This is a genomic window from Proteus sp. GOKU (assembly GCF_015475555.1).
GTDB classification, from domain to species: domain Bacteria; phylum Pseudomonadota; class Gammaproteobacteria; order Enterobacterales; family Enterobacteriaceae; genus Proteus; species Proteus mirabilis_B.
Genome location: NZ_CP034105.1, coordinates 3,932,894 through 3,953,852 on the forward strand (window position 1 = coordinate 3,932,894; position 20,959 = coordinate 3,953,852).

Here is a 20,959-nt window from a genome sequence, read left to right on the forward strand (position 1 = left end):
TATGATGGATGAAAAACAGTTAACAGCCAAATGGGATGCCATTTATCAAGGCGCAGGTAAAGCCATTGATTGGGTAACGGCAGTAAGAGGTAATGCACCTCGTTTAAATACCGAAGCCGATAGCCTTATCTATCGTCTGCGCCGTAGCCGTAACATGGCAAAAAATCTCAGTTTAGCAACACAGAGACCAATGTCTGTGGGCTTTTTTGGTCTTTCTCAAGCAGGAAAGTCGTACCTGATTTCAGCACTTGCCGCAGGGCAAGATGGTCGCCTAAGAACCAGTATGTCAGGTAAAACCCTTGATTTTATCGACCACATCAACCCACCGGGTGGCGGTAAAGAAGCCACAGGTTTAGTGACTCGCTTTAGTCGCAACGCCACAAAAGGCACGCAAGAGTTTCCTGTTGAGCTGCATCTTTTCAGCGAAATTGAGATAGTTAAAATTCTCGCCAATGCCTATCTGTATGACTTTAATCAGGAAAAAATTGAATTTGAATTAGATGACGAGAAAATTTCTCGTTTAATCAATTCATTAAGCACACAATGCAGTGCTACACCTGTTGCTGGCATTACTCATGATGACGTTGTCTCGTTATGGGATTATCTGCAACGTCATGCTGAAAAAAGCCAGAAAAAATTGGCAACAACCTATTGGCCTAAAGCGATTGAGTTAGCGCCTTATCTCAGCATTGCACAACGCGCTAAACTCTTTTCTGTTTTATGGGGCGATATTGCAGAGCTGACATCCGCTTATCAACGTTTTAGCACCACTCTTGCCTCTTTAGGTAATGCACCTCTTGTTTTGGCTCCGCTCACTTCTTTAGTCAAAGAGCAAGACGGCGTGTTAATACAAAAAGACAGTATTATGAACGTGGATATGTTAGAGCGTCTCAATACTGCCAATGATAGCCAGATCAGCATTTGTCCTGTTCATGGCGATCGTATTGATGCTCCTGTGACGCTTTCGTTAGCAGAATTAACGGCGCTGACGGTTGAATTAGTCGTTCCGCTATTAGATACACCAAGTAAAGCCCTGTTTGAACACGTTGAACTGCTCGATTTCCCGGGCTATCGCGGCCGTTTAGGGGTTGAAACTATGGCTGATGTACGTCGTCAAGTTAACGATGACAGTGCAAATCCGCTGGCACAGCTTATTCTACGGGGTAAAGTCGCCTATCTATTTGAACGTTATACCGATAACCAAGAGATGAATGTGTTAGTGGTATGTACCGCATCAAACAAACAATCAGATGTGAAAGAAGTCGGTGCAGTCCTCACAGAATGGATCAATAACACCCAAGGTAAAGATGCATTAACGCGCGCCAAACGCCCTTCAGGTTTAATTTGGGCAATGACCATGTTTGATATGCGTATTACCAACTCCTTAACCATGAATGAAGCGTTATTACGTCAATCATGGGGTAAAGGTGGCATGATCAAAATGGCGATGTTAGAACGCTTTGGTCAATATGAATGGATGTCATCAGATTGGATCAACGGTGAAGCATTTAATAACACCTTCTTAGTGCGTAAACCGGGCGTACCTACCCCGTTTATTCAAATCAGTAATGGCAAAGAAACTGTTCTAAATGAAGACAGTGTTTCTCAGCTACATCTGATGAAAAAAACCTTTGCGGAAGATGAAACGGTCCAACGCTATATTCGAGAGCCAGACCAAGCATGGAATGCCATGTTGGCGCTTAACGATGGCGGTATGCAACGCCTTGCCGACTACCTTGAAACCGTCGCATTAAAATCACTAAAACTTGAACGTATTAGCGAACAACTGCAAGAAATTCAACGTGATTTAATCGGCCATCATCTTGAAAAATGGTATCAATCAGGTGGTGAAGAAGAGCTTCAAGTCAAACGCCGTAATGCAGCCACTATTTTACGCTTTATGCAAAGCCGTCCTTATTTACAAGGTGCGTTACTGGATTACCTGTTACCTTCTCGTAAATCACTCTACGACCTGTATATGCAGGAAAAAGAGGTTATCGATACGCTTTCAGACAAGAAGGCAACACAAGCCCCTGTTTCCGCCTTTGCGGCTATGGAACAACCTGCTTTCGATCTCTTTAGTGATGCGCCAATCTCTCTAGTACCAGAAGAAGATGAAGCCCCTAAAGGTCACGGCAATGAGGTTACTTACCCTAAAAAAGTAATGGCATTATGGATAAACCATCTACGTAGCCTGCCTGATAACAGTACTTTGTTAACCTATTTAGGCATTGATCAAGAAATTATGGTGCTGTTAGTGGATGAACTTATCACTGCAATCAATCGCCTTGGTGTTGAACAACGTATGTTGAAAACCCTTGCAGGGACAGAAGCTATTGCTCGTCGTGATGACTTAGCCGAACAGCAATCATCTCGTGTTTATAATGTGCTAGGTGATTTTATTACTTGGTTTAATTTCAAAGATAACGGTGTTGAGAAGCCTGATAGCAAAATCAATGCAGGCTATAAGATCTTTGAAAGACCTGATAGTGCTAGTGTGCAATGGGGTGATGATGAGCGTTTAGTCCGCTTACCTACTAACCCTGTTAACTACACCCTTTTATTTGTGATTGATTGGCTTATCGCTTTATCAGCGGTTATTACTGAGAATGCAGGGCATTCTGCGGGAAGAGAGATCAGTGCTGAACAAAACGCACTATTAGGTCAAATCATTCAAACCATGAAATCATCCGTCGTGGAGTCATAATTCGTGTTTAATCCAGAATTAAAACCCGTACAACCTGCTCGTCCCGGCTTTGCGGTATTAAGTATTCGTAATTGGGAAGGTGACGCTTCCCCTGTTTATTTAAGCATTCAGCGTAACCAAGATCGCTATTTCTTAAATGATAAAGGGGAATGGGTAGGTAATGCCTTTTTCCACCAGCTTTCACTTGAAGATGCTGATGATGGTTATCAAATCATTCTTGATAAAACGCTCGTTGATCCCCTCGTTAGTAATTTACAAATGGCGTATCAATTTACGTTAAAAGACGATAACGAAACACAAGATATCGGGCGATTACGTATTCGTGATGGCGTATTAGCCTCACAAGCGCAAGGTCAGAGTGAAGCATTAAAATCAACAGCGACATTAGATAATCAGCCAGTTCCGCCTGCTCCTATTATTGAAGAAACACCACCGGAGCCAGAGCCAGAACCTCTCAAAATTGAGCCTGAAGAAGTAGAACCGGTTATCCCTGAAATCAACGTGGATGAACCGCCACAACGACCAACACCACCTGCACCGAAGAAATCAAAAATTGGCTTAATTTTAGCCATTATCTTGATCTTAATTTTAGCGGGTGTCTTAACATGGTTCTTCTTACTAAGAGGTAATCCTGCTGGCGAGCCAGCACCACAACCGACACCCGAACCCGCAACACCGAGTGTATGCAGTGTCGAAAATATGAAATCGGGTACCGCATTAGCCTTTGTACAAAGTTGCATACAGAGCCAACCGGATAGCAAAACTATCCTTGCAACTATTGAACAAGCGAAACAGAACAATCAATGTGATGTTGCTCAGCGTTTATATGCTTATAAAGCACAATCAGGTGATGTTGATATCGCACTGAATTACGCTCGTGAATACGATCCAGAAACCGCGTCAGCACAAGGTTGCTTTGGTGCAGACAAAGAAACGGCCATTTATTGGTACGAAGCGGTTCTTAATCACGACTCACAAAACAGTGACGCAAAAGCGCGTCTTGAAGCTTTGAAAAAATAGGAAAGTCGCATGAAAAAGGCGCATTGGCTTACTCTTATTCTCAGCGGTTTAATTCTGACAGCGCCAGCAAGTGCTGAAGAGAAAAAGCCGTTACTACAAGAGGGTAAAAAGACTCTCTATCAACGTGTATTAACTTACCCGGGTTGCCAAGTTGCTGACACTGTTGGCGCAAAAGGTAAAGAGCAACCTGCATTTAGCCGTTTTTATGTTTATCAGCGCCAAAAACAAGGTGCCAATGAGTGGTTACAAGTTGGCCCTGATAGCTTAGGTCATATCAGTGGTTGGATGAATGCAAGTTGTACCTCAGAGTGGAAAATGCAGTTAACACTCGCGTTTACTAACCCTGCGGGTCGTAACCCAATGCTGTTTTTCAAAGATAAGCAAACGGTTGAAAGCTTACTTGAAAGCCCAACACCTGAAAAACAGTACAAGCCCTTTTTAGCAGATATCAAAAACCAGAAAGTGAATCCGGCTGTTTTAGCAAAAGAGCCCGATTATATGATTGATCAGAAAAGCAATTTTTATCTGTTACCTGTATTAGGCTCAGATGAAGTCTTTACTGATGCAGGCTATAAAGTGCGTGTCCTCAATGTGGCTTCTGTCTCTTCACAAACCAAAGATAGCAAAGAAGCACAGAATGCGAATGCAACGGCAAACAATACAAAACCTGCAACACCTAACAGCAAAGATGCTGACAATATGATGCAAGGTTTTTCTGCCGCAGTCGTGTTTGTTATCGACTCGACCATATCAATGGACCCTTACATTGATAGAACCAAAGAAGCGATTCAAAAGGTTTATGCACAAGTCGAAAAAGACAACATGTTGGATAAGGTAAAATTTGGTTTAGTAGCATTTCGCTCTAATACCAAAGCCGTCCCTGCATTGGAATACGACAGTAAAATGTTTGTAAACCCCAATGATGTAAAAGATGGCCCTGATTTCCTAAATAAAGTTAAAGAGTTACGCCAAGCTAAAGTCTCAAGTAGTCGTTTTGATGAAGATGCTTATGCTGGTGTAATGCAAGCGCTTGATGATGTTGATTGGACACGTTTTGGTGCGCGTTACGTTATTTTAATCACTGATGCAGGTGCATTAACGGGAGATGATCCTCTTTCATCCACTAAGCTCGACGCAGAGCAAATTCGCCAAGAAGCAGCTTATCGCGGTGTTGCACTTTATACACTGCATTTAAAAACGCCATCAGGTGCAAAAAATCACGCATCTGCACAAGCACAATATGAAGCATTAACGCTTAATCCGTTCTTACACAAATCGCTTTACTACCCTATCAACTCTGGGGATGTGAATAGTTTTGGTCGTATGGTAGACAGCTTAGCAACCGCTGTAACCACTCAAATTCAAACCGCTTATCGTGGCGAAGCCACCGTGGGTAGTGCGTTAAATGCCGATCCTACTTATAGCAAGAATAAAGAGACAGATACCTTACTGAATGATGCACACGATTTAGGCTATGCAATGCGTTTAGCTTATTTAGGTGAGAAGCAAGGTACAAAAGCACCTCCTGTTTTTAAAGCATGGATAAGTGATCGGGATTTATTACAGCAAAATATCCCAACAACAGAAGTGCAGGTTTTACTGACTAAAAGTGAGCTGAGCGATTTAAGTGATGTGATGAAAAAAATCGTGAATGCCGCTAATGAAGGTTTGATCTCTCCTGACAATATGTTTGCTGATTTACGTTCGATTGCCGCCACGATGGGTAACGATCCAAATCAAATCAAACAAGGCTCAGCGACCAAATTAGGTGAAATGGGCTTACTGGGTGAGTATGTCGAAAATCTCCCTTATTTAAGTGAAGTGCTTGGCTTAGATGAAGAGACATGGAAAAGCTGGGATGGTCTTGCGCAAGAGAAATTTATTCGTCGTCTAAATACGAAATTACAATACTATCAACGTTATAATGAAGATGTTGATCGTTGGATATCCCTTGCACCACAAAGCGATCCTCGCGATCACGTTTATCCTGTTCCACTGGAAAACTTGCCTTAATGATCCAGATTGAAGGCATGGCAATTACGCGTGGTGATGCGCAACATGGTTTTCGTGTTGCGCTTCCTTCATTAACCCTTGAAAAAGGGGAAATCGGCGCGCTAACGGGATTAAGTGGTTGTGGTAAAAGTACCTTATTGGAAATGATAGGGTTAATCTTACGCCCTGATGAATTAACTCATTTTCAACTCGGTGACGATTTAATTATCACACAAGCGGTGTTAAGTAATGAACAAGCTCGACTCGCTTCATTACGTGCTGAGAAATTGGGTTTTATGCTCCAAAGTGGCGGATTACTTCCCTTTTTAACCGTCATGCAAAATATTCAATTACCTCGTAAGATGCTGGGATTAACACCGCACTCTGCTTGGCTTGATCACGCCATTGACCATCTGCAATTACGCCCTTTACTGAGTCGTCTACCTCGCCAACTCTCCATTGGTGAACGTCAACGCGCTGCATTTATTCGTGCTATCGCTCATGAGCCCGCTCTATTACTTGCTGATGAGCCTACAGCCGCTCTCGATCCTCATAATGCGCAAGCGTTGTATGCATTGATTGTTGAAATGGTAAAACAGCTCGATATCTCTGCACTGGTTGTCAGTCACGATTGGTCTTTAGTCGAGCGTTTTGGATTTAGCCACTATCACGCACAACTACAAGGGGGCGGTAGTGTCTTTATCAAACAATAACACTAATCCCAATCGCCTTGGCTTACTCAGTTCACTCGCTTGGCGCGACTTAATTTATGATCGCAAAGTCGCACTCTGTATTGTGTTCTCTTTAGTCTCAGTTATCGCACCACTGCTACTGCTGTTTGGGCTAAAAAACGGTATTGTGACGCAGCTTCACAACCAACTCCTCAATGATCCGCGTAACCTTGAAATACGTATGTTAGGCAATGGTAATTATCCACAAAATTGGTTTAATGATATTGCACGTAAAGATGAGGTTCGATTTGTTATCCCATTAACACGTAGCTTAAACACTCAAGCCGATATTGTGATTGATGGGCAACGTTTTATTGATAATGCTGAAGTTATCCCGACAGCAGAAAACGATCCCTTATTAGAGGGTGTCGCAATTCCCCAAAATGCCGACACCTTAGTGCTCTCTGCTAATGCAGCACAAAAATTACAAGCAAATGTAGGCGATAGTGTGCGCTTATTTATCAGCCGTAAGCTTAATGGTGTCAATGAACGAGCCAAGCGTACCTTTACTGTTGCCGCCATTATCAGCGATAGCAAATTTTCAAGAGCGGCAGCCTTTGTTTCTCTTGATGTTTTAGTGGCAATGGAAGATTACCGTGATGGTTATCAAGCGCCTCTTTTTGGCGTAACAGAAGGCTTTGAAGCGAAGCCAAGAACTCAGTTTGCTAAAGCTCGCCTTTATGCAAAAAATTTAGATGCCATTGCACCACTAGATGATTGGTTTAGACAACAACACATTGATGTGATGACACAAAAAAGCCAAATAGACTCTGTAAAAGCAATCAGCTACGTCCTTAACGTTATTTTTTCCGTGATTGCTTGGGTATCACTATTAGGCTGTATAGCCTCATTAATTGGTGCATTCCTTGCCAATATTGACCGTAAACGTAAAGACATGGCGGTATTACGCCTATTGGGTTTTCGTCAATTTGCAGTCTCTTTATACATTGTGTTGCAAGCACTGCTATTAACAAGCGTTGCCTTTATTTTAGCCCTTGGGCTTTATGGCATCGGTAGCGCCTTATTCACCACATTATTAGGCACACATTTACCTGAACAAGCTTTTGTTTGTCAGTTAACGTTTTGGGATTTATTGATTGCCATGTGTAGTGCCTTACTTGTCGCCTTAATAGTGGCAAGTATTGGTGCACTGCGTGCCGTTTCGATTGAACCTGCGGAGAGCTTACGTGAAATTTAATTTATCGCTTCTAACTTTATCATTCGCGCTGTTATCTAGCAGTTTTACCGCATCTGCCAAATGGGATGATAAATTTGTTAACCCTAAAGCTTTGCCTGATGATGTTACTTTGCCTTTCCCTTGTGAAGGTTCAATGGTTTTTCGCCAAGTAACCATACCCTTAAGCCAGCCATTACAAGATTACAGTGTGACCTTAGGGCAAGAAGGTGATGAATGGGGCTATTTAGAACAATCTCGAGCAGAACATATTGCGGGTAGCTTTCCATTAAAAGGCAAAGAAAAAGGTCGTTACTACCTTATGGCGAAATACCCCGTTACCGATCTGCAATATAACGCCATGCAGAGCGTGATTAATGGTAAAGAGTGCCCCGTTGCTTCAAATAAATTACGTTTACCAAAAGTGAATATCAGTTGGTATGAAGCGATGCAATTTGCTGACCAATACAACCAATGGCTAAGAAGCAATCATCCCGAAGCATTACCTGTTGAAGATGGCGCAAAAGGCTTCGCAAGATTACCGACAGAAACTGAGTGGGAATTTGCGGCACGTGGCGGTTTAAAAGTATCCGCTTCAGAGTTTCGTGATATGCGTTTCCCAATGCCAGAAGGCACCAAAAACTATATTTGGTCTGCGGGTAGTCAATCCGCTAATGGCTCATTACAGCTCACCGGTTTGTTATCACCCAATCCATTAGGATTACATGACATGTTGGGTAATGTTGCTGAAATGATGTTTGAGCCTTTTAGATTAAATAAACTCGACCGCTTACACGGACAAGCAGGTGGATTTATTGTGCGCGGTGGTAGCTATCTTACCCCAGAAAGCGATATGCGCAGTTCATGGCGTCAAGAAGAGCCTTATTACACAAACACCGGTGCAAATAAAAACAAATATACAGGTTTTCGTTTAGCCATTGTTGCCCCTGCATTGACATCACGTGACAAAATTAAAGAGATAGAAAAAGAGTGGCAACAATTAGGGAATGAGAAACCAGCGAGCAATAACTCAAAAACTAATAGCGATAATTCCATTAATAGCCTGAATACGCTCTCAACCCAAGTACAAGATGAAGCGCTGAAAAAACAGTTAGCTGAATTAAAAAATACATTACGAGCAAATGCACAACTGCGTGATGAGCAACGTGATCAAGCTATCCGTACTTCACTGCAATTAGGCGCTTTTTTATGTACTAAATTAAAAGATGATGGCGAGTTCTATGATCGATTAATTGCACTACATGAGAAAAATTGCCCTGCTGGCACAAAAGATGCCACATGTGAACGACGCCAAGAGCAAGTTAACGAACATAAGAAAACCCTCGACTTTGTCGTGAGTTATTACGCAGACACATTAGTGGATATGGCAACAACGTATGATGCCTCTTTAGTAAAACCTCAAGTTGACGTTGTACGTCAATTAATGGAAGCCAGAGGCAAATCAAATTTAAATACGTACCTTTCAACGTATATGCAGGGACTCCAAGGATATTGGGCTAACGGTAAAGTTTCACGGAACGAATGGCTTGAAGCGTGCAAAAAACAATAACAGAGACTTTGGGATAGGTGTGGTATGAATAAACGACTCATGGCGGTACTTGGCATTAGTGCCATACTCGCCTTATCAGGATGTCAAAGTAATAGCGGTGCTGATCCACGTTTGAAAAATAACAGTGACATGGAGTTTTTCAGTAAATCTGGCATTGGGGCTTGTGCTGGTGGTGCCGCTATTGGTGCATTAAGTTGCCTAGTCGCTAATGTTGATAACAAAGGCGCCTGTATGATTATCGCGGCGGTCGCGGGTTGTGGTGTCGGTATTGGTGCAAATGCTTATTTAGACAATAAGCGCCAAAATTATGCCTCGAAAGAAGAAATGCTCAACTCGATGATAGAGGATGTAAAAAAAGAGAATCAGCGCCTACAAAGTGCCTCAAATACCGCAAGAGCCGTAATCAACGACGATAAAAGAGCGTTGGCAAAAATTGAGCAAGATATGAAACAACAACGCCTTAATAAAGCCACAGCTGAAAAACAATTAAAAGGTATTGATGCCAATATCGCAGCACTGCGTTCTCGTTTAGCGGATATGAAAAAACGTGAAGGTGAATGGCGTGATATCGCTGCGCAAAGTCGTCAAGATGGCCTAAAGACAGCACAGCTTGATAAACAAATCAATGGGATGAAACAACAAGTAACCTCTTTACAAGAAGAACTTGATAGTCTTTATACCCAACGTACAGCAATAAAACTTAGTTAACGTTAAAAAGGATGATAATGAAATTTTTACCTCTTTCCCTTGTTGGCATGACCTTACTCTTAAGCGGTTGTGTCACCAATCCCGCTGATTGTGATCCAACAACGGGTGATGTCAGTATAATTACTAAATTTAACTGTAATTATTCAGGGACTTATGACAATCGCATTGAACAAAAAAAAGCGATTTTAGGTAATGAACAAGCATTAAACACCGAGTTTAAAGCCGTTCTTGCCGCCATTGAAAAAGAAAAACAGCAGACCAATGCAGATCTAAAAAGTAAACAAGCGAGTCAACGTGCATTAAGTCAATCAATGAATAATCTGTTAAATCAAATTCGCCAAAAAACCAAAGGGCAAAATGATATTCAAAAGCAGATCAATGAAATTGATAAGCAAATGAAAGCGGCACAAAATAACCCATCAAAATCAGTGATGGAAAAACAGCTTGAATTAGAGAACTTACAAAATCAAGTACTTAGTTTGCAAAGTGATTTAGGACTTAAATAAATCTAAAAAGGTTCTCTATTATTTAGAGAGCCTTTTTCTTTTATTTTGATTACTATGATTTATATATTTAAATAGTGATTTATATTTTTTATATATTATTAATTATATAATGATTAATAGAGCACTTTAATAAAACAACCTTATTTAAATAAGAGTGCTATTTTTTATTCCATTAAAAATAAACTCATTATTATAATCCCATCCGCTTAATAATGCGTTCTTATTATTTTACTTATGGGATATAACTAATGAAAAAAAATTTACTATCAACTTTATTTATAACTGGTTTATTAGCAACTTCTTCTGTTTATGCTCAAAACGATTTTAAATTAGATAAAACTACAATTTCAGCGGGTTATGCACAAGTTAAAATGGCAGGACAGAACCCGATACATGGTGGTGTTTTTTCTATTCGCCAAGAAATCAATTCACAGTTTGGTATTTTAGCAACCGCAACATATGCTCAAAATGAATATGATCTGAATAAGCCAGTTAATACTTTCTTTAAAGATGTGAATGCACGTTATTATTCTGTAATGGCAGGTCCTACACTACGTTTAAATGAGTTTATTAGTGTTTACGGCACTGCAGGTATGAGCCAAATTCAATTTAAATCTGATAATTCAGAATTAAAGAAAATAAAGAAAAATGCATTTAGTTGGGGTGCTGGTTTAATCGTTAACCCAGCAGAGATGGTTTCTATTTCTCTTGGGTATGAAAATAGCCGTTTTAAATTTAAAGACACCGATAGCAAAATTATTTTAGATGGTTTTGTTGCTAATATTGGTTATCGTTTTTAATTAATATAAAGCACATATTATTTTATGATATGTGCTTATTTTATTATTATATTAAGAAAATTACTTTTCAGAATTTAATTTTTATTACTTAATGAAAACACGTAAAAACAAAAATGCCTCTGTCTAATTAAAAACAGAGGCGAAAAGACAATTTAAATTATAATTTCCAAAGACTCACACCAGGGAATAACACAGACTCCGATTGTCTAAAAACCCACTACATTAAATCTTGATACGTTCCTAACTGATAACCTCTTTCCAAAATCGCGTGCTTTAATGCGCTATCTGTTAATACTTCAAGCTCTGTTAGGCGCTGAAAACAATAACCACTTGCTCGCAATGGGTTATCCACAAAAGCAGGGTGTGTCATCACTTCAATAGAATGTTCATGACGTGCTTTCGATTCATCAAGTACCTTTAAAAATAACGCTTGAGTAATTTCATCACCATAAAATTGGCTATCAAAACCATCACTACTTATCACGCCTTGGGTATCAATCCCTTCTTTGTGTGCAAGTGGTCTATCAACACGCATCGGTAATGATTTTTCTTTGGCAAACTCCGCCACAATAGGGAAAATTTGCTTAAACATATGCACATGATGGTGGCTATCGATATGGTCTGGCGCACAACCAAAGATCTCAATAAAACGCTGATATTGTGCTTTAAGTTCAACACGAATTTCATCAAGCGGTAAATCGCCCTCTTCTGCCATTTGCCATACCCATTTTCCTAACACACCTTCACGCGTTAAAGAAGGTAAAGGAGACAGCGGTTTACCCATCGTCAAAGTAAAGTGAAGCCCAACACCTAAACCGGGCAACTCATGGCGCAATTGTGCTGCGTGTTCAATTCCCTCGGCATTGACAAGTGCCGTTGTTGAACTAACAACACCATGACGAAAACACTCTACAATGCCGTAGTTTTGACCTTTACTAAGCCCGAAATCATCCGCATTCACAATTAATAAACCAGCCATTCTGTCTCCTTATTACTTATTTTTCTCTACCGACAATTAATGAGAAGCTTTTTCTAACTCAGCAATTGCTTTAGCAAAATTAGGTAGATGTGCCTTATGTGCTAATAACATTTCACGCGTAAGTACTTCTGCATCTTTATCTGAAAGTACCAGTGGTGTTAAGTTCATTGCTAATAAAGCATCATTTAATTCGCCACTAATAGCTGCTTTACTCGCCGCGATTTCAAAGGCCTTGATGGTATGAATTAATCCCATCACTTTTTCATCAAAATGCGTTAAACGTGGATGAGGTTTAGCGCCATCACGCCCTAAAATAGCCGTCACTTCAATTGACCAATCTGCTGGAATATTATCGACATGACCATGATGAGGAATATTCACATAATGCTCAGCTTGTTTATCATTATAAATAGCATTAATCACTTCACAGGCTGCATCAGAATAGTAAGCACCACCGCGTAATTCCAACTCTTTCGGTTTGATATTTAAATCAGGATCTTTATACAATTCAAACAGTTGTTTTTCGACTTTTTGTACTACTTTAGCGCGAGCACCACCTTTATAGTATTCTCCCATCTCAATCGCTAACATCTCTTTTTGCTTGAAGTAATACAGCAAATAAGAGCATGGCAACATATTAAGAGAGCGGATCAAACCTTCACTAAATGGTAGGTCGAAAATATTTTTCACAGAGCCTGCGGTTAATGTTCCTGAAGCCACACCGTCTAATAATTCAGGAAAACGGGATTGACCATTTACAATGACATCTTTAATAAACACCATATGATTTAAGCCAAATAAATCAATGGAGAGTTCATCTTTTTCTGTCAGCTTCAGAACATCTGTAATAAACATCTTCATACCGATTGGAATATTACAAACCCCAATAAATTTCTTAAAGTTGGTATGACGATAAACCGCTTCTGTTACCATACCGGCTGGATTGGTAAAGTTAATGATCCACGCATTAGGGCAAATTTCTTCAACATCTTTAATAATATCGAAAATAACAGGAATAGTACGCAAGCCTTTAAATAGACCACCAGCACCATTGGTTTCTTGCCCTAAATAGCCATGACTTAAAGGAATAGATTCATCAAGCTCTCTTGCTTTCAATTGACCAACACGCAATTGTGTTGTGACAAAATCAGCCTCTTTTAATGCTTCACGGCGATTAAGTGTTTTATAAATGGTTAAAGGAATACCCGCTTTTTTTACCATGCGCTGGCAAAGCTCAAAAATAATATCAAGCTTCTCTTTCCCTTCTTCAACGTCCACTAACCATAATTCTGTGATTGGTAGCTCATGATAACGCTTAATAAAACCTTCTAATAATTCAGGCGTATAACTGCTTCCACCACCAATGGTAACGATTTTTAATTTATGACTCATAAAATACTCCCATACAGCGTAATAGTGCTGTTATTTGTGTATTAATGGCGAAATTAAGGCGTAAAGAGCCATGAAGAAAATAAGCTTATTTTCTTCTTTCTCTCTATTTTCAATAAAATTAATCTTTATTGTTGATTAATTTCTTACGCTTAATAATGAATTAGTTTGTTTCTTTAATACTGTATAAATTTTTCCGATAACTATTTGGGGTCAGCGAGGTTATTTTCTTAAATGTCTTAATAAATAAACTTGGACTGCTGTAACCTGCATCAAAAGCAATATCTGTTATCGAGTAGTTTGTAATTTCCAATTGTTTTTTAGCAAAATTAATTCGAATATCATGAATAATTTGCATCGGTGTTTTATCGTAATAACGCCGAGTTGCTCGAGTTAAATACTCTTGTGATTTTCCTGATAGCATTACCATATTAACCAGTGCATTTTCGCCAAATTTTTGTTTGTCATGCATCTCGCTTACAGTCTCTCTTAGCCATAAAGGAATATCATCTTGCGTTCTATTTTCTCGATGGTGTCGTAATCTATTCACCACATTAAAGGTGACAATTTCAATAAATTCATTAAATTCGGTATGGCGGAAATTTAATGAGCCAATGACCGATTCAATATAGGAAAGAAACTCATTTTTTAATTCATAAACTTGTGAAGCGATAAAATAAGAAGGCAATAACGAGAGGTAATGTTTATCAAAAAAGGCTTTACTAATTCCCACATTTAAAATGCGTGTTGCCCCAAAATCATAAAAACTTTGATGATGAGAGCCGATGGGGATAAAAACAAAATCACCCCGCTCTAATAAAATCTTTTTACCATTAATTTCTTGATAATAGCGCCCTGTTAATACAATGGTGAATTCATAATAATCATGTTGATGCAATCCACTGACACTTTCTGTTTTATTATAAATAAAGACATGAAAGTTTTTGCCATTAAATAGCTGATCTTCATAGACCATGCGTATTTCGCTTTGTGCTCTCAATGACTCCACCACAGTATTCATCTTATTTTATCTTCTCATGTAACTCGATTAATTCTGTCACTAACTCTCTGGCTAACATCGAGGTCATTAAATGATCTTGCGCGTGAACTAATACCAAGCTAACTTTTGTTTTGCCAACACCTTGGTCATCACCAATTAAACGAGTCTGTATTTTATGCGCCTCATTTAATGCTTCACGAGATTGCTCCATTAATTTTCTAGCGCCATCAAAATCACCTTCTTTGGCTTTTTTTAATGCGCCATAAGCCACACTACGAGCTTGACCTGAATTAATGATAAGCCCCATGATGATCTCTTCAAATTCATCATCAGTTGCACTGCTATCAACGGCATTTTCAATATCTAACATCATATTTCCTCTTTGACACTGGCAAGTGCAGAGAAACCTCTGCACTTGTGTTTTCTATCACTTAAAATTTCAATGCATTGGCAATATCTTCTTCACTTTCTTCTTTTTCAATTTCAGTTTGAGCTTTATTTGAAATAATCACGAAAGGAAGATAAATCAGTGTGGCAACACCTAAGTTAAATAGTGCTAATAACAGTGCCGCAATACTACCGTTGGTATTAAAGAAAGCACCTAGCCCAGTTGGCATTGTCCACGGCGCAATATTTGTCACTGGTGGGATTATCCCTAAGTAATAAGCAGTCACAGTAATAGCGGCAAGAATAGGCTGAATAAGAATAAATGGAATAAACATCACAGGGTTCATAATCACAGGTAGACCAAAAATAATCGGTTCATTAATTTGGAATAAACCTGCTGGCAGTGCCAGTTTTGCCACTTGGCGATGATCGGCACGACGAGAGGCGATAAAGATTGCAATAATAAGCCCCAGTGTTGCCCCTGTACCCCCTAAGAAGATAAAGGAGTCTAACATCGGTTTCGCCCAAAGATGGAACGTTTTACCCGCTGCAAGTGCAGCTTCTACTGAACCGTACTCAGTATAGATGGAGACGTTCTCTAACGCCCAAGGCGTCATAATACCACTATCAAGTGCAGCAAGTGCGAGCGAACCATGAATACCAAAGAACCACAGTAGAGAGGTAAAAATAACGTATGCCCAACCAACCACTGAGCCCATTGATGCTAATGGTGTTGAGATAGAATCTAAAATAATTTGATGGAAGTTCGTTTCATACGTCGCTAATCCCCACGAAACAATCCCCATAATTGATAAGATAATAAAACCCGGAATTAATGCAGAGAACGAACGTGAAACAGAAGCCGGTACGCTATCAGGCAAACGGATAACCCAGTTGCGACGCACAATAAAGGTAAACATCTCAGCCACAACAAGACCAATAATGATACCTGAAATAATATTTGCCCCACCTAACCAGTTAGCGCCTACTGCATAAGCACCACCTGCATTATAAGGTGTGACTGTCATAAAGGCAGCAATAGAAAGTAAACCTGCCGCAATCGGGTCAACTTTACGCTCTTCTGCTAATGCCATTCCGATAAAGAACGGCGCCATCAACGACATTATCCCCAATGTACCATTATAAACATTCCCCCCTATGGCTTTAAAACCATTGAGCGTTTCTATTGTTGATGCATCAAGGCGGATACCTAAAGAATAAAAGAAGGAGCCATCACCAAAACTAAGAAAAACGTTATTGATAAGTACAAACATTGCCCCTGCAAGGGTTAACGGCATTAAACGAATAAAGCCATTCTTAATTGCATTAACGTGAGGTTGCTTTCCAATTTTAACCGCAAAAGGAAGGAGTACCTTTTCAAGTGAACCAATAAACTTACTCATAGAAAAATACCCTTAAAATGCCGCTAATTGCTCGGCTTGCTGAAAAATTCGCTCTTTGACTGGAATAGAAATAATAAAAAAATAAAAAATAAAATTAATTTGTTGTTGCAGATGCTTTTTTAATAGAGGCGACAGCGGCTTTTAACACACCTAAGCCATCTACTTTTCCGTATAACAAAGAATCGATCACTTCGACCGGTTTATTAGGGAGTAATTTTTGGATATCAGGCAACATCCAGCTAATTTGTGGACCAAGTAAAATCAGATCTGCATCCTGTCCTTTTTGTGCTGCTAAGGTTTCAGGAAATGCTTCAATAACCACAGGCACTTCATATTTTTCTGCTTGTGCTCGCATTTTGGTCACGAGAAGAGATGTTGACATGCCAGCAGAACAAAATAAGTAAATATATTTCTTTTGCATAAAACCCTCTTGAGTTGGCAACGATTTACCCTAGAGATAACAAGGCTTTCTCTTGTGCATTCATTACTGTGTCAGTACAGAAACCGAAGTAAGATTAAAATAAGGATTGTTTCTGCTTGAATGAAGTATACGCAATGATACTAGTTAACGATATTTCTTATAGGTTAAGAATTGTCTCTCCTTGACCTACTCTTTTGACACTCTTCACAAATTGAGCAAATAATCTGAAGAGTTCTTTCACGTCACGAAATTTGTCTTTTCCATTTACACCGATGACCACTCGCAAAATTTCGCCATTTTAGTCAAGTTAATCCTTTATTATTATGAGAATGTGAATTAGTATCATTACTCTTTATGCTTTTGATGGTATTATCATCTTCTTTGTGGATCGACATTTAGGCCACTGCTGTAAAGATCCGTGTTATTTCGTGTTGCAACAATATGGGAAAGAGAATGTTTAAAAAGTCATTAAGCCCACTGTTTTTACTGCTTTCTTCACTTGTTATCGCAGGTTGTGATAACGCTCAAGACACATCAACAGCACAATCAGCTGAGAAACAAACTCTCACGATTGAACATTTCCAAGGGACAACTGAAATCCCTGCACATCCACAAAAAGTGGTTGTGATGAATATGGAAACCCTCGATATTATTGATGCATTGGGTGTTTCTATTGTTGGTCTTCCACAAACGAATGTTCATTTACCAAAATTCTTAGAGAAGTACACCAATCCGAACGACTATATCAATGAAGGTGCATTATTTGAGCCGAACTATGAAAAGCTCAGCACAACAGCACCTGATTTAATTTTAAGTGGTAGTCGTGCTCGTGATGCGTATGCAAAATTAAGTGAAATTGCACCTGCGATTTCAATGGATATCGATCCTAAACGTTTCGTTGAAAGCCTTGCTGAACGCATAACAACATTAGGTCAAATTTTTGGCAAAGAAGAACAAGCTAAAAAATTACTGGCTGATTTCCATAGCAAAATTGATACCGTAAAAGCCAAAACACCCGATGCAGGTAAAGCAATGGTGGTTTTAGTCAGTGGCGGTAAAATTTCTGCTTATGGCCCAGGCTCTCGCTTTGGCTTTATCTATGATGTATTAGGTTTTGAACCAGCTTATGTTTTTGATAGCCCAGGTTCTCACGGCAACATCGTTAACTCTGAATTACTGTTAAAACTGAACCCAGATTGGATGTTTGTTATTGACCGTGATGCAGCAATTGGTCGTGAAGATTCACAACCAGCTCAACAAGTTCTTGATAATGCACTGGTCAGAAAAGTAAACGCTTGGAACAAAGACCAAGTTATCTATCTTGATGCAAGTTCCATTTATATCTCTGGCGGGATCCAAACTTACTCTCGCTTAATGGATACAATTAATCAGGCATTGGATCAAAAAAAATAAAGTAACTGAATGAAAACGTTCCATTTATCATTGGGGATAGGAGGTATCGCTATCCTCTCAATGATCAGTCTATTTGTCGGCGCAGGAGATATTACTCCTGCTTCGCTTTTTTCTGATCCCGATATGCGCGATATCTTCTTTATCAGCCGTGTTCCAAGAACCCTATCATTATTACTCGCCGGTGGAGCCATTAGTGTTGCAGGCTTAATCATGCAACTGCTCACCCAAAACCGCTTCGTTGAGCCTTCTCTTGCCGGAACCACCCAATCTGCAAGTCTTGGTTTATTAGTCGTCATGCTGCTCTTTCCAGCTGCTGGCATCTTTACCAAAATGATGGTTGCCACTGTTTTTGCCCTGCTTGGTACTTTGTTGTTTATGTTGCTTCTGCAAAGGATCACCTTAAAAACAACACTGATAGTGCCTTTAGTCGGCATTATGCTCAGTGCAGTTATTGGCGCACTCACCATCTTCTTAGCGGTATATTTCGATTTACTGCAATCATTAGATGCATGGACCAGTGGCGATTTCTCAAGCGTGTTACAAGGCCGTTATGAGCTGTTATGGCTTGTTGGAGCGCTGGCAATCATGGCGTGTTGGGTTGCAGATAGCTTTACTGTTGCCGGAATGGGGCGAGAGTTCTCCATTAACGTGGGGCTGAATTATCGCAAAGTCATGATAATAGGATTATCGATCATTGCGCTTATCAGTGGCGTTGTGGTTTCTGTCGTCGGTGCATTGCCTTTCCTTGGTTTGATTGTGCCCAATCTGGTGAGCTTAGTGATGGGGGATAATATCCGTAAAACCATTCCTTGGGTTTGCTTAAGTGGTGGCGCGATTGTTTTACTGTGTGATGTGATTGGTCGCCTTATTCGCTACCCATTTGAAATTCCTGCCAGCGTTATTTTAGGGGCTGTGGGTGCCATTATTTTCCTTTTCTTACTACTAAAGCAGCAACGTTATGCAAAAAGTTAATTCATCCATAATTAGCAAATGTACTGGCGCTGTCGAACATAAGAAAATGCGCCTCTCTCCCATGTCTCGTATCTGGTTATTATTAGGGGCATCGTTATTATCTATTGTGTTATTTATGACGATAAACCTAAACGGCAATATCTCTTATATTCTGACTCACCGCGCTTACATTATTCTCACCATGATTGTGGTGGCATTTGCTGCGGGTGTTTCCACAATATTGTTCCAAACTATCGCGAATAACCGTATTCTGACACCTTCACTTATGGGGTTAGAAGCCCTATTTGTGTTACTACAAACCGTGTTTGTCTTCTTTGAAGGCGATATGCCTGCATCGTGGATGCTGAACCTATCAAAGTTCTTCTTAGAATCGACATTGCTCGTGCTATTTTCGGTTGTACTTTATCGTTGGTTGTTTAGCTCAGTACGCTTTAACATTAATTTAGTCCTGATGATTGGGATTATCTTAGGGACTCTATTTCGCAGTTCCGCCACATTATTACAACGCTTGATGGATCCTAATGAGTTTTCCATCTTACAAGGTCGCATGTTTGCCACTTTCACCCGCGCTACGCCTGATCTTATCTTTTGTGCTTTAGCGATTATTGTGGTTGTTGGTGTTTTACTTTGGCGTATGCGTTATAGCTTTGATGTGATGGCATTAGGGCAAGCAAATGCCATTAACCTTGGTATTAATTACCGCAAGCAGACCACTTATATCCTGTTGCTGATTTCCGTTTTAGTTGCGGTTTCTACCGCTTTAGTTGGTCCGTTAACCTTCTTGGGTTTAATTGTGGCTAACCTTGCTTATCATATCAGTGGCAGCAGCCAGCACCGTTTCTTGATGCCTGTCGCCTTCCTACTAGGTACTATCGCCTTAATCGGTGGGCAACTGGTTTTAGAGTATGGCTTAAAAATGACAGGTACACTTTCTGTTGTGATTGAGTTTGTTGGTGGAATGTTCTTTATTTATTTGGTGTTAAGAAGACTTTAATATGATTGAAATCAGCAAAATATCAAAACGTTATCAAGACACAACCGTTCTCGATAATATAACAACAACAATTCAACGTGGCGGTATTACTTCGATCATTGGCCCTAATGGCGCGGGTAAATCCACACTACTTTCTGTTATTGGACGTTTATTACTTCCTGAAAGTGGCATGGTAAGCGTTAACGGCATGGATGTTGCTGCAACTGATAGCGATGTTCTTGCTAAAAATCTCTCAATACTGCGCCAAGAAAACCAGTTTGTTAGTCGTTTAACCGTAGAAGAATTAGTCGGCTTTGGGCGTTATCCTTACAGTAAAGGGCGTTTAACGCTCGACGATAAAAAAGTGATTGATGAGTCACTTGCCTTTTTAAATCTGACTGAATTTCGTCATCGCTATCTCGATGAATTATCGGGTGGGCAACGTCAGCGTACCTATGTTGCAATGGTACTATGCCAAGATACTGAATATGTCATGCTTGATGAACCGCTTAATAATCTTGATATGAAACACGCGGTAATAATGATGAAACTTCTGCGAAAAGCCGCAGATGAATTAGGAAAAACGATTATTATCGTTATTCATGATATCAATTTTGCCTCTGTTTACTCTGACTATATTTTAGCCATGCGTAACGGACAACTGTATTATCACGGTTCACCCAAAGAGATCATGAAAGCGGATATTATCGAAGATATTTTCGACACACCCGTTGACGTTAAAGAGCTCGATAATAAGCTAATTGCTATGTATTACTAATGCCATTTAGCCAATTATCTTCAATAAAAAGCATGT

General features: G+C 39.8%; 19 protein-coding genes. 13 read left to right on the forward strand and 6 right to left on the reverse strand.

Annotated elements, in window-relative coordinates; all coding sequences use genetic code 11:
• The first annotated feature begins 1 nt into the window (after position 1).
• The 9 genes from EHE21_RS17970 to EHE21_RS18010 all read left to right on the forward strand — a co-directional run bounded on the left by EHE21_RS17970 (position 2) and on the right by EHE21_RS18010 (position 11,208).
• Complete coding sequence (locus EHE21_RS17970) at positions 2–2,707, forward strand: putative virulence factor (RefSeq protein ID WP_228766716.1); 2,706 nt, start codon at positions 2–4, stop codon at positions 2,705–2,707.
• Positions 2,708–2,710: 3 nt separating this feature from the next.
• Entirely contained in the window at positions 2,711–3,727 is a 1,017-nt protein-coding gene (locus EHE21_RS17975; RefSeq protein ID WP_194951437.1) for a hypothetical protein, read from the forward strand.
• 9 nt (positions 3,728–3,736) lie between these two features.
• Positions 3,737–5,740, forward strand: coding sequence for a vWA domain-containing protein (locus EHE21_RS17980; RefSeq protein ID WP_194951438.1), 2,004 nt, complete (start codon positions 3,737–3,739; stop codon positions 5,738–5,740).
• Positions 5,740–6,432, forward strand: a complete 693-nt coding sequence (locus tag EHE21_RS17985) for an ABC transporter ATP-binding protein (RefSeq protein ID WP_194951439.1) — start codon at positions 5,740–5,742, stop codon at positions 6,430–6,432. Before EHE21_RS17980 ends, EHE21_RS17985 begins: the two co-directional genes overlap by 1 nt.
• Positions 6,413–7,648: an ABC transporter permease gene (locus tag EHE21_RS17990; protein ID WP_194951440.1), complete on the forward strand. Its 1,236-nt coding sequence runs from the start codon at positions 6,413–6,415 to the stop codon at positions 7,646–7,648. The genes EHE21_RS17985 and EHE21_RS17990 overlap by 20 nt, the downstream gene beginning before the upstream one ends.
• The gene (locus tag EHE21_RS17995) at positions 7,638–9,194 is read left to right on the forward strand and encodes a formylglycine-generating enzyme family protein (RefSeq protein WP_194951441.1); all 1,557 of its coding nucleotides are present in this window, start codon (positions 7,638–7,640) and stop codon (positions 9,192–9,194) included. The genes EHE21_RS17990 and EHE21_RS17995 overlap by 11 nt, the downstream gene beginning before the upstream one ends.
• Before the next feature lie 24 nt (positions 9,195–9,218).
• The gene (locus EHE21_RS18000) at positions 9,219–9,902 is read left to right on the forward strand and encodes a hypothetical protein (RefSeq protein ID WP_088494275.1); all 684 of its coding nucleotides are present in this window, start codon (positions 9,219–9,221) and stop codon (positions 9,900–9,902) included.
• 17 nt (positions 9,903–9,919) lie between these two features.
• Entirely contained in the window at positions 9,920–10,408 is a 489-nt protein-coding gene (locus EHE21_RS18005) for a hypothetical protein (protein WP_227718962.1), read from the forward strand.
• 248 nt (positions 10,409–10,656) lie between these two features.
• Positions 10,657–11,208 carry an Ail/Lom family outer membrane beta-barrel protein gene (locus tag EHE21_RS18010; protein WP_194951442.1) on the forward strand — a complete coding sequence of 184 codons (552 nt, stop codon included), beginning with the start codon at positions 10,657–10,659 and terminating at the stop codon, positions 11,206–11,208.
• Between the two features lie 217 nt (positions 11,209–11,425).
• On the opposite strand, the gene chbG is transcribed toward EHE21_RS18010, so the two are convergent.
• The 6 genes from chbG to EHE21_RS18040 all read right to left on the reverse strand — a co-directional run bounded on the left by chbG (position 11,426) and on the right by EHE21_RS18040 (position 16,787).
• Positions 11,426–12,187 (reverse strand): chitin disaccharide deacetylase, encoded by a 762-nt coding sequence (chbG, locus tag EHE21_RS18015; protein ID WP_194951443.1) that lies wholly within the window; start codon positions 12,185–12,187, stop codon positions 11,426–11,428.
• A 36-nt stretch (positions 12,188–12,223) separates the two neighbouring features.
• The gene (locus EHE21_RS18020) at positions 12,224–13,579 is read right to left on the reverse strand and encodes a 6-phospho-beta-glucosidase (RefSeq protein ID WP_194951444.1); all 1,356 of its coding nucleotides are present in this window, start codon (positions 13,577–13,579) and stop codon (positions 12,224–12,226) included.
• Positions 13,580–13,739: 160 nt separating this feature from the next.
• A complete protein-coding gene (gene chbR / locus EHE21_RS18025; protein WP_088494269.1) occupies positions 13,740–14,597 on the reverse strand; it encodes a transcriptional regulator ChbR in 858 nt (285 codons plus the stop codon).
• Between the two features lies 1 nt (position 14,598).
• Positions 14,599–14,946, reverse strand: coding sequence for a PTS N,N'-diacetylchitobiose transporter subunit IIA (gene chbA / locus EHE21_RS18030; RefSeq protein ID WP_088494268.1), 348 nt, complete (start codon positions 14,944–14,946; stop codon positions 14,599–14,601).
• Positions 14,947–15,007: 61 nt separating this feature from the next.
• The gene (chbC, locus tag EHE21_RS18035) at positions 15,008–16,366 is read right to left on the reverse strand and encodes a PTS N,N'-diacetylchitobiose transporter subunit IIC (RefSeq protein WP_088494267.1); all 1,359 of its coding nucleotides are present in this window, start codon (positions 16,364–16,366) and stop codon (positions 15,008–15,010) included.
• A gap of 94 nt (positions 16,367–16,460) precedes the next feature.
• Positions 16,461–16,787, reverse strand: coding sequence for a PTS sugar transporter subunit IIB (locus EHE21_RS18040; RefSeq protein WP_069369489.1), 327 nt, complete (start codon positions 16,785–16,787; stop codon positions 16,461–16,463).
• Between the two features lie 453 nt (positions 16,788–17,240).
• Between EHE21_RS18040 and EHE21_RS18045 the strand changes: the two genes are divergently transcribed.
• Genes EHE21_RS18045 through EHE21_RS18060 form a run of 4 tightly spaced genes read left to right on the forward strand, consistent with a single transcriptional unit; the run spans position 17,241 to position 20,923 of the window.
• Positions 17,241–18,200, forward strand: coding sequence for a siderophore ABC transporter substrate-binding protein (locus EHE21_RS18045; protein WP_194951445.1), 960 nt, complete (start codon positions 17,241–17,243; stop codon positions 18,198–18,200).
• Between the two features lie 9 nt (positions 18,201–18,209).
• On the forward strand, positions 18,210–19,172 hold the full coding sequence (locus tag EHE21_RS18050; RefSeq protein WP_075674003.1) for an ABC transporter permease: 963 nt from the start codon (positions 18,210–18,212) through the stop codon (positions 19,170–19,172).
• Complete coding sequence (locus EHE21_RS18055) at positions 19,159–20,166, forward strand: iron chelate uptake ABC transporter family permease subunit (RefSeq protein ID WP_099076071.1); 1,008 nt, start codon at positions 19,159–19,161, stop codon at positions 20,164–20,166. Before EHE21_RS18050 ends, EHE21_RS18055 begins: the two co-directional genes overlap by 14 nt.
• A gap of 1 nt (position 20,167) precedes the next feature.
• On the forward strand, positions 20,168–20,923 hold the full coding sequence (locus EHE21_RS18060; protein ID WP_194951446.1) for an ABC transporter ATP-binding protein: 756 nt from the start codon (positions 20,168–20,170) through the stop codon (positions 20,921–20,923).
• The last annotated feature ends 36 nt before the right edge of the window (positions 20,924–20,959 follow it).